The 13,595-nt window shown below is 74.5% G+C and carries 13 protein-coding genes and 1 pseudogene; 7 read left to right on the top strand and 7 right to left on the bottom strand.

The features are described 5' to 3' along the window. Positions 1 to 201 precede the first annotated feature (201 nt). A complete protein-coding gene (locus ICW24_RS07875; protein WP_226345169.1) occupies positions 202 to 960 on the top strand; it encodes a TIGR03089 family protein in 759 nt (252 codons plus the stop codon). Positions 961 to 997: 37 nt separating this feature from the next. Here the strand turns inward: ICW24_RS07875 and ICW24_RS19680 are convergent, their stop codons facing one another. After that, on the bottom strand, positions 998 to 2,476 hold the full coding sequence (locus ICW24_RS19680; protein ID WP_226345168.1) for a peptidoglycan-binding domain-containing protein: 1,479 nt from the start codon (positions 2,474 to 2,476) through the stop codon (positions 998 to 1,000). Between the two features lie 255 nt (positions 2,477 to 2,731). On the opposite strand from ICW24_RS19680, the gene ICW24_RS07865 reads away from it, so the two are divergent. Continuing rightward, the gene (locus ICW24_RS07865; RefSeq protein WP_226345167.1) at positions 2,732 to 3,547 is read left to right on the top strand and encodes a CoA transferase subunit A; all 816 of its coding nucleotides are present in this window, start codon (positions 2,732 to 2,734) and stop codon (positions 3,545 to 3,547) included. A 1-nt stretch (position 3,548) separates the two neighbouring features. Then, complete coding sequence (locus ICW24_RS07860) at positions 3,549 to 4,187, top strand: CoA transferase subunit B (protein ID WP_226345166.1); 639 nt, start codon at positions 3,549 to 3,551, stop codon at positions 4,185 to 4,187. Positions 4,188 to 4,207: 20 nt separating this feature from the next. Here the strand turns inward: ICW24_RS07860 and ICW24_RS07855 are convergent, their stop codons facing one another. Next, positions 4,208 to 4,618, bottom strand: a complete 411-nt coding sequence (locus ICW24_RS07855) for an ArsR/SmtB family transcription factor (protein ID WP_372360559.1) — start codon at positions 4,616 to 4,618, stop codon at positions 4,208 to 4,210. Positions 4,619 to 4,701: 83 nt separating this feature from the next. Here ICW24_RS07855 and arsB point away from each other — a divergent pair, with 83 nt between their 5' ends. Together arsB and ICW24_RS07845 are read left to right on the top strand one after the other, a co-directional pair. Then, a complete protein-coding gene (arsB, locus tag ICW24_RS07850) occupies positions 4,702 to 5,784 on the top strand; it encodes an ACR3 family arsenite efflux transporter (protein WP_226345165.1) in 1,083 nt (360 codons plus the stop codon). Continuing rightward, on the top strand, positions 5,781 to 6,200 hold the full coding sequence (locus ICW24_RS07845) for an arsenate-mycothiol transferase ArsC (protein WP_226345164.1): 420 nt from the start codon (positions 5,781 to 5,783) through the stop codon (positions 6,198 to 6,200). Before arsB ends, ICW24_RS07845 begins: the two co-directional genes overlap by 4 nt. 53 nt (positions 6,201 to 6,253) lie before the next feature. On the opposite strand, the gene ICW24_RS07840 is transcribed toward ICW24_RS07845, so the two are convergent. The 3 genes from ICW24_RS07840 to ICW24_RS07830 all read right to left on the bottom strand — a co-directional run bounded on the left by ICW24_RS07840 (position 6,254) and on the right by ICW24_RS07830 (position 10,562). After that, entirely contained in the window at positions 6,254 to 8,332 is a 2,079-nt protein-coding gene (locus tag ICW24_RS07840; protein WP_226345163.1) for a SpoIID/LytB domain-containing protein, read from the bottom strand. 150 nt (positions 8,333 to 8,482) lie between these two features. Then, on the bottom strand, positions 8,483 to 9,472 hold the full coding sequence (locus tag ICW24_RS07835) for a Gfo/Idh/MocA family protein (protein ID WP_226345162.1): 990 nt from the start codon (positions 9,470 to 9,472) through the stop codon (positions 8,483 to 8,485). A gap of 1 nt (position 9,473) precedes the next feature. Continuing rightward, complete coding sequence (locus ICW24_RS07830) at positions 9,474 to 10,562, bottom strand: DegT/DnrJ/EryC1/StrS family aminotransferase (RefSeq protein ID WP_226345161.1); 1,089 nt, start codon at positions 10,560 to 10,562, stop codon at positions 9,474 to 9,476. 213 nt (positions 10,563 to 10,775) lie between these two features. Between ICW24_RS07830 and wecB the strand changes: the two genes are divergently transcribed. Continuing rightward, the gene (wecB, locus tag ICW24_RS07825; protein ID WP_307781315.1) at positions 10,776 to 11,864 is read left to right on the top strand and encodes a non-hydrolyzing UDP-N-acetylglucosamine 2-epimerase; all 1,089 of its coding nucleotides are present in this window, start codon (positions 10,776 to 10,778) and stop codon (positions 11,862 to 11,864) included. Positions 11,865 to 12,060: 196 nt separating this feature from the next. Then, positions 12,061 to 12,234: a hypothetical protein gene (locus ICW24_RS07820; protein ID WP_226345349.1), complete on the top strand. Its 174-nt coding sequence runs from the start codon at positions 12,061 to 12,063 to the stop codon at positions 12,232 to 12,234. 25 nt (positions 12,235 to 12,259) lie between these two features. Here ICW24_RS07820 and ICW24_RS19265 read toward each other — a convergent pair whose 3' ends face one another. Beyond that, positions 12,260 to 12,388 carry a hypothetical protein gene (locus ICW24_RS19265; protein WP_264176420.1) on the bottom strand — a complete coding sequence of 43 codons (129 nt, stop codon included), beginning with the start codon at positions 12,386 to 12,388 and terminating at the stop codon, positions 12,260 to 12,262. 101 nt (positions 12,389 to 12,489) lie between these two features. Continuing rightward, positions 12,490 to 13,554: pseudogene (locus tag ICW24_RS07815) on the bottom strand (CoA transferase); the annotation flags it as partial. Positions 13,555 to 13,595 lie beyond the last annotated feature (41 nt).

The raw sequence follows: 13,595 nt of genomic DNA, 5'->3' as shown, positions 1-13,595 counted from the left end.
GACGACCCTACCCGCGACCCCTGACACACCCCTGATCCCACGCTGGGACCCCGTGCGCAACCGGGGCTCACGAACGGGCATTCCGGACACCCGGGGACGAACCGGGCCGGGACGCGCCGTCGAGGGGCGCCTCGGTGGTCGTCGGGGTCGGGCGAGGGCCGGGGTCCGGCCAGCTTGCCAGGGCCCCGGTAGCGTCGAGGGGTGATCGCCGACCACCCCGATTCCCCCACCGTCCGGTCCGTCCTCGCCCGCCTCAGCTCCGGGGTCACCGCCTCGCCTCGCCTCGTCCATCGGGGCGACGACGCGCGCATCGAGCTGTCGGGGCGGGTGCTGCTCAACTGGACGGCGAAGGCCGCCAACCTGCTCCTCGAGGAGGCCGACGTCCGACCCGGCGACGTCGTCGCGCTCGACCTGCCGCCGGGCCACTGGCGGTCGGCCTACTGGGCGCTCGCCGCCTGGAGCCTCGGGGCCTGCGTGGACGTGACGCCCGGGGGCGGCGCCGGGGCCGTGGTGCGGATCGCCGTGGCGAGCCCCGACCTGTCGGCCGACCCGCCGACGGTGGCCGTCACGCCGGCCCCCCTCGCGCGGCGCAGCGAGGTGGCCCTCGCCCCGGGGGTGATCGACGAGGCCGCCGTCCTGTCGACCTACGGGGACGTCGCGCCGCCCGCCGAGGACGTCGAGCCGGACGAGGCGGCCCTGCTCGCCGGCTCGCAGAGCTGGTCCTTCGCCGAGTTGTGCCCGCCGGCCGAGGGGCCGTCCGCGGGCGAGGGGGCGACGGGGCAGGAGCGGCGCATCCTGCTCGCCCCTCACGGTCGGCCCACGCCGGCAGGCGCGCTGCGGGCCATGGTGGGCGCGTGGGCCGCGGACGGCAGCCTCGTCGTGCCGCCGGCGGGCGTGGACCCGGACGCGCTGGCCCGGATCGCCGAGCAGGAGGGCGTGACGCGCCGCGTGACCGGCTGAGCCGCCGGGACGCGCCGGGCCACGCGGCGCCGTGGGCTCAGCCGCGGCGCGCGGCCCAGGCGGCGACGGCGCGCCACGTGGGCTCGTCGACGACCCCGGTGGCCGGTCGCCCGTACGTCCGCTGGACGAGCCGGACCCGGGCCTGGGTGAGGGGTCCGAAGCGGCCGTCGGCCGGCACGGCCAGGGCCCGCTGCAGCGCGGCCACGGCCGAGCCAGTGCTCCCCGCGGCGAGGCGGTCCCGGAACCCGAGCCAGGGGTGCGCCACGAGGTCGATCCGGTTCCAGGTCCGCCCGTCGACGGCGCCCGTGACCGGCAGGCGCCAGCGTGCCTGCAGTGCGGCGACCGCCGCGGAGGTCCGGGCGTCGAGACGGCCGGTCACGGGGACTCGGAGCGTGCGCTGCACGAGCCGCACCGTCGGGCCGGTCGCGCCGGGCCGCAGCGGTGTCCGCTTCGCCGCCGCGAACGCCGAGACGCGTACCGCGGGGAGCCGCAGGCCGACGGCGGTCGGCGTCGTGACCCGCGAGCTCGGCGGCGCGCTCGTCGGTGCCGTGCTCTTCGGGGCGGTGGTCCTGGGCGCCGTGCTCTTCGGGGCCGAGGAGGGGACCAGGGACACCCACGTCGCGGCGTCGAGGGCGCCGGTGCGGGGCAGGCCGCGGCGTCCTTGGTAGGCGAGGAGGGCCGAGCGGGTGGCCGCGTCGAGCCGCGCCGTCGCGCTCACCCGCAGCAATCGCTGCGCGACGGCGACGTCCGCCCCCGACTGCCCGGGCAGGTAGACGCGGTAGGTCGTCGCGAGCGCGGGTGTCGTGGGCGGGCACGGGCCCGTCCGACGGCCCGCGTAGACCGGCGCCGGCTGACCGGGGTGCACCCGGCACGGACCGAGGTCGGGGACGGTGACCGCCCGCCCGGTCCACCAGGAGGTCCGCTTGAACGCGCCGTCCCAGGTCAGCGAGATGTGGACGTGGTCGGTGTGCGGGTTCGCGCCGGTGTAGGGCATCCAGCCCCGCTCGGGGGCGTACGCCCGCCACACCTTCGTGTTCCAGATGACGTACTGCACGCCGAGACGGCGGGCCGCGGCCCCGCCGTCGCGCGAGAGCCACGCGACGGCGGCGTCGCCGACCGCGCGCCGGGCCGGGTCGCGCGCGTCGAGCATCCAGTCGACGGCGCGGCCGTCGTAGTGCTCGCTCGTCGCGCCGTCGCAGCGGCGTGAGAGCCCGTAGGTGCCGACGCCGTAGGTCGAGGCGAGCAGGGCCCCGACGGCGGACGCGCCCGGCTTGTCGGTCGGGTCGCACGAGACCTGCGCCTGGTATCGAGGCCGCGCGTCGAGCGCCGAGGGCAGCGCCACGGCCGGTCGGGGCACCGCGGTGACCGCGGCGGGCGCCGCCGCGAGGACGCCGACGGCACCGGAGTCGGTCACGGCCGGGGCACCCGCGCGCTCCGGTCCCGCGTGGGCGATCCCTGCCCCGCCGGGGCCGACGAGACCGGCGGCCACGAGGGCCAGGAGCGCGACCACGTTCACGGCGCGACGCCGGACACCGCCCCGACCGGCGCCACGGTGTCCCGAGACAGCGGAGGGACTTCCGGCGGGCGAGAACGCGGGGGCAGGCGGACGGGCGTGAACGGGGACGGGCACGGGCACCTCGCGATGGGGTCGACGACCCGGCGTGCGGGTGGTCCGGCGGCGTTACGCCCCTCCCATCGACCTGCCGCGGCGCGACGTGAGCCCGAGCCGACCCACGGACCCGACGCGGGCCGCTCCGACTAGAGTTCCGGCATGGACAAAGTCGTCTCCTCAGCAGCGGAGGCCGTGGCCGACATCGGCGACGGCGCCACCCTCACCGTCGGCGGTTTCGGACTGTGCGGCGTTCCCAACGAGCTCATCCGGGCGGTGCTCGAGCAGGGCGCGACCGACCTCGTCGTCGCCTCGAACAACTGCGGCGTCGACGACTGGGGCCTCGGCATCCTGTTGTCGAACCGGCGCATCGCGAAGATGATCGCGTCGTACGTCGGCGAGAACAAGGAGTTCGCGCGGCAGTACCTGTCGGGCGAGCTGGAGGTCGAGCTCAACCCCCAGGGCACGCTCGCCGAGCGGATGCGGGCGGCCGGGTCCGGCATCGCCGGGTTCTACACCCTCGCCGGCTCGGGCACCCAGATCGCCGACGGCGGGCTGCCGTTGAAGTACGACGCCGACGGCACCGTCGTCAAGACCTCTCCCCCCAAGGACACCCGCACCTTCGTCGTCGAGGGCGAGGCCAGACCCTACGTCCTCGAGGAGGCCCTGTACGCCGACTTCGGGCTCGTGCGCGCGTGGAAGGGTGACCGGCACGGCAACCTCGTGTTCCGCGCCGCGGCCCGCAACTTCAACCCTCCGGCCGCCATGGCCGGGCGCGTCACCATCGCCGAGGTCGAGCACCTGCTCGAGCCGGGCGAGATCGACCCCGACGACGTACACCTGCCCGGCATCTTCGTCCAGCGGGTCGTGCCGCTGACGCCGGAGCAGGCCGCCGACAAGCGCATCGAGAAGCGCACGGTGCGCCCCGCCGACGACGCCTCGCACACCGACCCCGCCTCGACGACGAAGGAGAACTGACATGGCCCTCACCCGTGAGCAGATGGCGGCGCGCGCCGCGGCCGAGCTCTCCGACGGCGACTACGTCAACCTCGGGATCGGTATGCCCACCCTCGTGCCGAACTACGTGCCCGACGACGTCGAGCTCGTCCTGCAGTCCGAGAACGGCATCCTCGGCACGGGCGCCTACCCGGTCGAGGGGCAGGAGGATCCCGACCTCATCAACGCCGGCAAGGAGACCGTCACCGTCCGGCGCGGCGCGAGCTTCTTCGATTCCGCCACGAGTTTCGGGATGATCCGGTCCGGCAAGGTCGACGCCGCCATTCTCGGCGCGATGCAGGTCAGCGCCCACGGCGACATCGCGAACTGGATGATCCCCGGCAAGATGGTCAAGGGGATGGGCGGGGCCATGGACCTCGTCCACGGCGCCAAGAAGGTCATCGTCCTCATGGACCACGTCGCCAAGGACGGGGGCCACAAGTTGCTCGCCGAGTGCACCCTCCCCCTCACGGGCAAGGCCGTCGTGCAGCGCATCATCACCGACATCGCGGTCATCGACGTCACCCCCGACGGCTTCGTCCTGCGCGAGCTGGCCGAGGGCGTCACCGAGGACGAGGTCCGTGAGAAGACGGGCGCGCCGCTGACGGTCGACCTCCACTGATCCGTGGGGCCGGGCGCCCCTCAGCAGCAGCGGGCGGAGCCGATGGACGTGCCGAGATAGTCGCGCGCGACGTCGAGCGCCTCGGGCACGACGGTGTAGTGGGCCCACCGCCCGCGCTGCTCCCGGGTGACGATCCCGGCGCCGGCGAGCGTCTTGAGGTGGTGGCTTTGCGTCGGCTGGCTGATCCCGAGCCGGCCGGGCAGGTGGCAGGCGCACACCGTTCCGCCGTGCGCCGAGGCGAGGTAGCCGACGAGACGCACCCGCGTGGGGTCGGAGAGCGCCTTGAAGACCGCCGCGAGGCAGGCGGCGCGGTCGGCATCCATGAGCGCGTCGTCGGACGCGGCGCAGCACCCGTCGTCGATCCCGGGCGCGACCGGCGGCGCCGTGGCGGGTTCGGACGAGCGGACGGCAGGAGCGACGGATGTGGTCATCGCCCTACCGTACGCGCACTGATTGACACCCATCAATACATGGTCGAGTATTCATATCGACGACCGTCGATGAGAGGTTTTCGATGACCAGCACCGCGACATCCGCGCCCGTCGCGCAGCGCCTATCGACGCTCGACCGGTTCCTGCCCGTGTGGATCGGGGCCGCGATGGTCGCCGGGTTGCTGCTCGGTCGGGGAGTCCCCGGCCTCGGCGAGGCACTGGCCGCCGTTGCGCTGCAGGGGGTCTCGCTCCCCATCACCATCGGTCTGCTGGTCATGATGTACCCGCCGCTGGCCAAGGTGCGGTACGACCGACTCGGCACCGTCACGGGCGACGCGCGGATGCTCGTGAGCTCCCTCGTGCTCAACTGGCTGGTCGGCCCCGCGCTGATGTTCGCCCTGGCCTGGCTCCTGCTGCCCGATCTGCCGGAATACCGCACCGGCCTCATCATCGTGGGCCTGGCCCGCTGCATCGCGATGGTCATCATCTGGAACGACCTCGCGTGCGGCGACCGGGAGGCCGCGGCCGTCCTCGTCGCGCTCAACTCGATCTTCCAGGTGTTCATGTTCGCGGTCCTGGGCTGGTTCTACCTGTCCGTGCTGCCCGCCTGGCTCGGGCTCGAGCAGGCCACGCTGGACGTGTCGATGGGGCAGATCGCGGTGAGCGTCATCGTCTTCCTCGGCATCCCGTTGCTCGCCGGGTACCTCTCGCGCACGATCGGCGAGAAGCGCTGGGGCCGCGAGGCATACGAGAACCGGTTCCTGCCGAGGATCGGCCCGTGGGCCCTCTACGGTCTGCTGTTCACCATCGTGCTGCTCTTCGCCCTCCAGGGTGAGGAGATCACGAGCCGCCCGCTCGACGTCGTGCGCATCGCGCTGCCGCTACTGGCCTACTTCGGCATCATGTGGGGCGCCGGCCACCTGCTCGGTCGCGCCGTGGGGATGACGTACGAGCGCACGACGACGCTCGCCTTCACCGCCGCCGGCAACAACTTCGAGCTGGCCATCGCGGTGGCCATCGCCACCTTCGGCGCCACCTCCGGGCAGGCCGTCGCCGGGGTCGTCGGGCCGCTCATCGAGGTCCCCGTCCTCGTCGGCCTGGTCTACGTCAGCCTGTGGCTGCGTCGCAGCTTCCCCCACCCCGATCACCGAGCGGAGCCCCGATGAGCGTCCCGTCCGTCCTCTTCGTCTGCGTCAAGAACGGCGGCAAGTCCCAGATGGCCGCCGCCCTCATGCGTCACGTCGCCGGCGAGGCGATCAGCGTCCACTCCGGCGGCACCGCGCCAGGCGGCTCGCTCAACGAGGCCTCCCGCGCGGCGGTCGAGGAGGTCGGCGCGTCCATGGACGGCGAACACACCAAGCCGATCGACCCCGCGCTGCTCGACTCCGTCGACCGGGTGATCGTGCTCGGCACCGAGGCCGTCATCGAGCACCCCGGCACCGCCCCGATCGAGGTGTGGGACACCGACGAGCCGTCGATCCGCGGCATCGAGGGCGAGGCACGCATGCGGCTGATCCGGGACGACATCGCCGCCCGCGTGGCGACGCTCGCCCGGGAGCTGGTCGGCCCACCGCGCCGCTGACCGGCAATCACCGCCCTCGGGTCCGCGGCAGCCACCGGCGGTGGCCGTCGCCGTCAGTGGCCGCCGCGCACCGCGGCGCCGGCGGCGGAGGCCCCGGCTCGCACGAAGCCGCCGGCGCCGGTGCCGGCGTAGACCGTGACGCGTCCGGCCCGGTCGACCGCGGCGAGGTCGGCGTGACCGTCGCCCGTCGCGTCGCCGGTCCCCCAGACGTCGCGCATCGCGCCCCAGCCGCCGCCGAGCGCGATCGGGCCGGTCACGGTGCCGCGTCCGGTGCCGGGGTAGACGTTGAGCCGACCGGTCCTCGTCACGGCGACGAGGTCCGCGCGGCCGTCGCCGGTGACGTCACCGACGCCGCGCACGAGGGCGACGTTCCAGCGCGTGCCGGCGACGACGGGCGCGCCGAGGGCTCCCTCGGCCCGGCCCGGGACGCGCACGAGCGTGCCGCCGCGCAGGCCGACGAGGTCGCCGCGGCCGTCGCCGTCGAGGTCGCCCGCGCTGCTCAGGGAGCGGTGGGCCGCGAAGCCGGTGCCCACGACGCGGGCCGAACCGAAGCGGCCGGCCCCGTCTCCGGCGTGCAGGCGGATGCGCCCGCGCGTGTCGACCGAGAGCAGGTCCTGGCCGCCGCGGCCGTCCCACTGCCCCGGGGTGAGGAGCTGCAGACCGCGCCATCCCCCGAACAGGACGGTGCTGCCGGCGCCGCTGCCCGGGCGGGTCCACAGGCGACCGGTGACGTCGAGCGTGATGACGTCGGGCACCCCGTCGCCGGCGAGGTCGAGGGCCGGGCCGCCGGCGGGGCGCGCGGTCGGCACCGGCGCGGGAGTCGGCGTGGGCGCCGGGGTCGTCGTGCTCGGCGCCGCGGCCGACAGGGCGAACCAGTCCGACTTCAACCCGAGGGCCGAGCGCAGCTTGGCGCCGGTGATGTCCCGGGTGCCGCTCGAGCCGGCGACCCGCAGACCGAGGACGCGGCCGCCGAGGGGGCCGTTCCCGTCGCGCTTCGTCACCGTGAGGGACCGCAGGCTGCCGACGCCGAGCACCCGCTCGAGCGTCGCCGTCCGGGCCGTGGCGCTCCACGAGGTCGAGGTGTTGGGGATGACGCCGTCGTACGGGTCGGCCTTGGCCACCTGGTAGAACGGGCCGCCGGCGCTCGTGCGGCCGCCGTTGCTCGCCGAGAACTCCGCGAAGACGTGGCTCGCGGTCGGCGAGTTCTTCGTGCGCATGACGGTGCCGGCGGTGAGGGCGATCGCCCGGGTGGCCCGGTCGCTCTCGAGGGCGGTCCGCGCCCCCGACCCCGAGTACCGCGCGACACCTTTGAAGACCTGGCAGGCCGTCGTGTCGCAGATGTCGTACGTGGCGCCACGGGCCCGCTGGGTCGCGCGATAGCTGGAGGCGTAGGTGCGGGCCGCGACCGACTGCGCAGCGAGGGCCTGCTGGTGCCACGAGGAGGGCATCTCGTTCGGGACGACGCTGCGCAGGTACGACTCCATGCCCGACCACAGCACCGTGCGCACGCGCCCGGCGTCGAGGACGGAGTGGACCGAGCCGCGCAGCTCCTGAACGCTGCTCGCGCCGTGGACGAGGCGCACGGTCCCGGCGGACGTCGCGAAACCCAGGTCGGTGCCGACCGGGACGGAGTACGGCTTCCACGCCCCCGCCGCGTCCCGGTACTGCAGCGCCAGGCCGCCGCCGGAGGGGAGCGCCCGCCAGGCCGTGTAGCCCGGGCCGCTCGGCAGCACGCGGCGCGTGGCGCCCACGGTGGCGCTCAGCCCGGGAGCCGGCAGCACGGTCGTGTTCTGGTCGGCGTCGGCGGTGATCCACACCTTGATGGTCGAGTCCGCGCTCGCGAACCGGAACGTGCCCGGGTAGTAGAAGTCGAGGATCTGCCGCCACGACAGTCCCTTCGTGGCAGCGCCGTACGCGCCCCACTGGCTCATGCCGCGGCCGTGGCCGTAACCGCGTCCGGCGATGGTGACCAGGCCGGAGGCGGGCCGGGCGGTCACCTCGTTCACCGAGATCGAGGCGGCCTGCGCCGTGGGCGCGACCGCCGGAGCGAGCACGAGGCCCGCCGCGCCGAACGCGGCGACCCACGCGGACGAGCGGAGCAGGGACGGGCGGGCGACGGCTGCGGCTCTCACGGAACTTCCCATCGGCACGCACCGGACGTCCTTGACGTCCCGGGCGAAAGCCGCGGGGCCACGCGATGCCGCGGTGCCCCCGGACCCCAGCGCGCGAACGCCCCGACCTCACGCGAGGTCGGGGCGTCCGGGGTGCGTCGCGGCGGCGGGTCAGAACGTGATCGTCGTCCCGGTCCGGGAGGACTCGATCGCCGCCTCGGCGACGCGGACGGTCGCCAGGCCCTGCTCGAGCGTGACGATGTCGGCCTCGAGGCCCAGCACGGCGTCGCGGAAGTTCTCGTGCTCCACGAGGAGTGGCTCGCGCTTGGGGATGGCGTACCGCACGACGTCGCCCTCCGAGACCCCGCGGAAGTTCGCGATGTCGCTCCAGGTCGTCTCGACGGACCCGTTGGCGTGGAACGTGAGGTCGGCCGTCAGGGTGTCGGCGACGAAGGCGCCCTTCTGGCCAGTGATGACGGTGACGCGCTCCTTGAACGGCGACAGCCAGTTCACGAGGTGGTTCGTCACGGTGCCGTCGGCGAGACGCCCGGTGATCGACACGAGGTCCTCGAACTCCCGCCCGCTGCGGTGGGCGGTGCCGGCGGCGACCGACGCGTACGGCTGCTGGCGCACCCAGCTCGTGAGGTCGATGTCGTGGGTCGCGAGGTCCTTGACGACGCCGACGTCGGCGATGCGCGCCGGGAACGGGCCCTGGCGGCGCGTGACGATCTGGTAGACGTCGCCGAGGTCGCCGTTCTCGAGGCGGGCCCGGGCCTGCTGCAGCGCCGGGTTGTAGCGCTCGATGTGCCCGACCGCGCCCACGAGACCGGCGTCGGCGAAGGCCTTCGCGATCCTCTGGGCGGCCGGCGTGTCCTGCGCGAGCGGCTTCTCGATCATCGCGTGGACGCCCGCGGCCGCGAGAGCGGTGGCCACCGGCTCGTGGTACACGGTCGGCACGGCGACCATGGCGTAGTCGATGCGGGCCTCGATGAGCTCCTCGACGCTGCTCAACAGCGGGCGCCCCTTGGCGACGCCGTGCGGGTCCTGACCGCTCGCGTCGGCGACCGCGACGAGGTCGACCCCGTCGAGCCCGGCGAGCACCCGCCCGTGGTTGCGGCCCATCATGCCGAGGCCGATGAGCCCGGCGCGCAGGTTCGCCATCTCAGGCACCCGCCTTCGCGAGCGCCCCGACGGCCTCGACGATGCGCTCGAGGTCGCCCTGGCTCAGGGAGGGGTGGACGGGCAGCGACAGGCACTCGGCGGCGGCCCGCTCGGTCTCGGGGAGCTCGACGGCGGCCATGAACGGCGTGAGGCGGTGGTTGGGCACCGGGTAGAACATGCCCGACCCGACGTTGTACTCGTCCTTGAGGGCCTTCGCGAAGCCGTCGCGGTCGTCGGCCACCCGCACCGTGTACTGGTGGTAGACGTGCACCGCGCCGTCGGCGACCGGCGGCGTGGTGACGCCGGCCAGGTTCGTGGACAGGTAGGCGGCGTTCCGCTGCCGGGTGGCCGTCCACGCGTCGACCTTCTTGAGCTGCTCGCGCCCGATCGCGGCGTGGATGTCGGTCATGCGGTTGTTGAAGCCCACGACCTCGTTGTGGTACTGCCGCTCCATGCCCTGGTTGCGGTAGAGGCGCATGAGGCGCTCGACCTCGTCGGTGGCGCAGCTGACCATGCCGCCCTCGCCCGAGGTCATGTTCTTCGTCGGGTAGAGGCTGAACATGCCGAAGGTGCCGAACGCGCCGACCGGGGTGCCGTGCAGCGACGCACCGTGGGCCTGCGCCGCGTCCTCGAAGAGCTGGAGGCCGTGGGCGTCGGCGATCCGCCGCAGCTCGTCCATCGCCGCCGGGTGCCCGTACAGGTGGACCGGCATGATGCCCGCGGTCCGCTCGGTGATCGAGGCCTCCACGCTGGCCGGGTCGAGGCAGAAGGTCGCGGGGTCGATGTCGGCGAAGACGGGCGTGGCGCCGGTCAGGGCGACCGAGTTGGCGGTCGCGGCGAAGGTGAAGGAGGGCACGATCACCTCCATGCCCGGACCGATGCCACTGCTCAGGAGGCCCAGATGCTGCCCGGAGGTGCCCGAGTTGACCGCGACGCAGGGGCGGCCCAGGCCGAAGTGCGCCGAGAACTCCTCCTCGAACGCCTTGACCTCGGGACCCTGTGCCAGCATCCCGCTGCGCATCACGCGGTCGACGGCGGCGCGCTCCTCCTCACCGATGAGCGGCTTGGCCGGTGGGATGAAGTCGGTCATGACGTTGGTGCCCCTTCGTGGACGGCGTGTTCGTTCTCGGTCGTGCTCGGCGGCCGGTGACGCGGCTGGCGCGGACCACCCGCCGGCCCGCGCCGGCGTGACCGCTGCCCTCCCGCCCGCCGGGGCCCGCAGCAGGGCCCGTGATGAGCGAGAATGGCGGCGTCCCACCTCGGTGCAGACTATCGCGCCACCCTCTGCAGGAAGGCAGACCCCGTGAAGGTCCTGAGTGTCGTCGGTGCCCGCCCCCAGTTCGTCAAGCTGGCCCCGGTCGCGCAGGCGCTGGCCCGGACCGGCCGGGTCGAGCACGTCATCGTCCACACCGGGCAGCACTACGACGCGAAGATGAGCGACGTCTTCTTCGAGGACCTCGCGATCCCCGCGCCCGACGTGCATCTCGGGGTCGGCTCGGGCAGCCACGGGGTCCAGACCGGCGCGATGCTCACGGGCCTCGACCCCGTCCTGTCCGAGCACCTCCCCGACTGGGTGCTCGTCTACGGCGACACGAACTCGACGCTCGCGGCGGCGGTCTCGGCCGTGAAGATGCACCTGCCTGTCGCCCACCTCGAGGCCGGCCTGCGCAGCTTCAACCGGCGGATGCCCGAGGAGCACAACCGCGTCCTCACCGACCACGCCGCCGACCTGCTCCTCGCGCCCACCGACGAGGCGATGCGGCACCTCACCACCGAGGGGCTCGCGGAGCGCAGCGTCATGGTCGGCGACGTGATGACCGACGTCTGCCACCTCGTGCGGGACAAGGTCGCCGACACACCCCTCGCGGACGCGCTCGACGTCACCGGGTTCGGCGACGGCCTCGACCTCGGGCAGCCGTTCCTCCTGGCGACGATCCACCGCCCCGACAACACCGACACGCGCGACCGGCTCGGCGCGATCCTCGACGCGCTGCGCGCGGCGCCGGCGCCCGTCGTCCTGCTCGCCCACCCGCGCCTCGTCGCGAAGGCGGCCGAGCACGGCCTCGACCTCGTCGGCGGGTCGCTGTACAGCACCTCCCCGCTGGCCTACCCGCAGATGGTGCGCGCCGTCATGGGGGCCGCAGGCGTGGTCACCGACTCCGGCGGCCTGCAGAAGGAGGCCTTCCTCCTGGGCACCCCGTGCACGACGATCCGGCCCGAGACCGAGTGGGTCGAGACCCTCGCGGGCGGCTGGAACGTCCTCGACGACGACCTGACGCGCCTGGCCGACGTCGCCGTCCGCGAGGCGCCCATCGCGCCGCGCGGCACACCCTACGGCGACGGCCACACCGCCGAGCGCGTCGCGCAGGTCCTGCTCGACCGCGCTCGCTGAGCATGCGGGGATGACCCTGGACCCGAGACCCCGGTGACGAGACGATGAGCGCCATGACGACGCTTCCGATCCGACACACGTGGACCGTCGAGGACCTCGACGCGACGCCCGATGACGGCAACCCCCAGCACCCCGCCTGATCGACCTCGAACTCAAGCGGGCCCGCTACGAGGCCGCCGGATGCCCCTCCTCCTGGGTGATCGACCCCGGTGTCGACCCCGCCTCCGCGTCGATCACCGCCTGGGACCTCGACGGCGACGCCGACGTCCGGGTCGGCACCGCCACCGGAGAGGAAGCGCTCGCCCTGGACGCCCCCTTCCGCGTCACGGTCGTCCCGGCCGCACTCGTCGACCCGCGGCGCCGGCGCTGACCGGTCGCGGTCGCGTCGGCCGCGCTCACCGACGAGCGCCCGGGAGCCACTCCGCCGCGGCGGCGGCGTACCCGGTGACGGGGCGCTCGATCGTCGCGCCGTCGAGCCGTACCGGGGGCGGGACGGCCTCCAGCTCGCCGCCGGGTCCGGGCACGAGGACGGTCGGGACGTCGAGGTCGGCCGGCGCCTCCGGTGGGGGGCGTCGAGGTCGAGCAGCGTCCTCGCCGCCCCGAGCAGGCTCACCCGCACGAGCCCGCCCCGCCCGCGGGCGAGCAGCGTGATCACCCGGGCCGCCATCGCGTATCCGCTCGCGTGGTCGAGCGCCTGGACGGGCAGCGCGCCGGGCCGGCCGTCCTCCCCGCAGGCGTCGGCGATGCCGCACGCGGCCTGGACGATCGAGTCGAAGCCGGGCCGCCGTCCCCACGGGCCGGCCTCGCCCCACGCCGACAGGGCGGCGACGACGAGGTCGGGGTGGCGTTCGCGGAGCGCGACCGGGTCGAGCCCGACGCGCGCGAGGGCGCCGGGACGGTAGCCGAGGAGGACGACGTCCGCCGACGCCAGGAGCGCGTCGAGCCGCGCCCCGCTGCGGCGCAGGTCGAGGGCCACGGACCGCTTGCCCATCGCGTTCGAGAGGTACTGGTCGGACAGTTCCGGGCGGTGCGGCGGGTCGATCCGCAGCCCGTCCGCGCCGAGGCAGGCGAGGAGCTGGGAGCACGTGGGCCCGGCGATGACGCGCGTGAGGTCGAGGACGCGGACCCCGTCCAGCGGGCCGGCGCGCTCGCGCGGCTCCGGCAGCGCGGGCCGACTCGCGCCCGCCTCGACCTCCACCCACGGCGCGCCGGCGACGCTCGCCCCGTGGGGATGACGCGCCCACTCGGCCCGGGTGCGCACCGCGACGGCGATCCCACCCGCGGCGCTCACGCGGTCCTCGATCTCGGCGGCGGGCAGGGCCGCCACCGTCGCGTCGAGCTCCGGCCGCGAGGACACGCCCAGGGTCGCGGTGAGGGCCGCCGCGTGGTGCGGATAGTTGGCGTGCAGGCGGACCCACCCGTCCCGCGCCTGCGCGAAGCCCGAGGTCGTGGTCGCGTTCGCTGCGGCTCGCGAGCTCACCTCCGTTCCCCGCTCGGTCAGCGGCGCCCACTGCCGAGCCGCCCGGCCGTCGATCCGCAGGCGCTCGATCGCGGCGAAGGAGGCGGCGACGAGCTCCGGGGTCGTGTCGGCGCGGACCGGTCGATCGCGGGCCCGCCCCGGCCCACGACCGGATCGTGAGACGGCACGACCGACCGCGACGGGTCGAGAGGTGACGGTCAGCGGTGACATCTCACGATCCGGCCACCGTGCTGGGCGGGGGCCGGGCCGCG

This window comes from Agilicoccus flavus, assembly GCF_014857905.1.
Taxonomy (GTDB): domain Bacteria; phylum Actinomycetota; class Actinomycetes; order Actinomycetales; family Dermatophilaceae; genus Agilicoccus; species Agilicoccus flavus.
This window is presented reverse-complemented; position numbering and strand designations above follow the sequence as displayed.

What these genes read in the sequence shown, in the direction of transcription:
- arsB (WP_226345165.1), top strand. Translation starts at nt 4,702, where the DNA reads ATGACCAGCACCGCGACATCCGCGCCCGTCGCGCAGCGCCTATCGACG.
- ICW24_RS07865 (WP_226345167.1), top strand. Translation starts at nt 2,732, where the DNA reads ATGGACAAAGTCGTCTCCTCAGCAGCGGAGGCCGTGGCCGACATCGGC.
- ICW24_RS07860 (WP_226345166.1), top strand. Translation starts at nt 3,549, where the DNA reads ATGGCCCTCACCCGTGAGCAGATGGCGGCGCGCGCCGCGGCCGAGCTC.
- ICW24_RS07855 (WP_372360559.1), bottom strand. Translation starts at nt 4,618, where the DNA reads ATGACCACATCCGTCGCTCCTGCCGTCCGCTCGTCCGAACCCGCCACG.
- ICW24_RS07845 (WP_226345164.1), top strand. Translation starts at nt 5,781, where the DNA reads ATGAGCGTCCCGTCCGTCCTCTTCGTCTGCGTCAAGAACGGCGGCAAG.
- ICW24_RS07830 (WP_226345161.1), bottom strand. Translation starts at nt 10,562, where the DNA reads ATGACCGACTTCATCCCACCGGCCAAGCCGCTCATCGGTGAGGAGGAG.
- ICW24_RS07835 (WP_226345162.1), bottom strand. Translation starts at nt 9,472, where the DNA reads ATGGCGAACCTGCGCGCCGGGCTCATCGGCCTCGGCATGATGGGCCGC.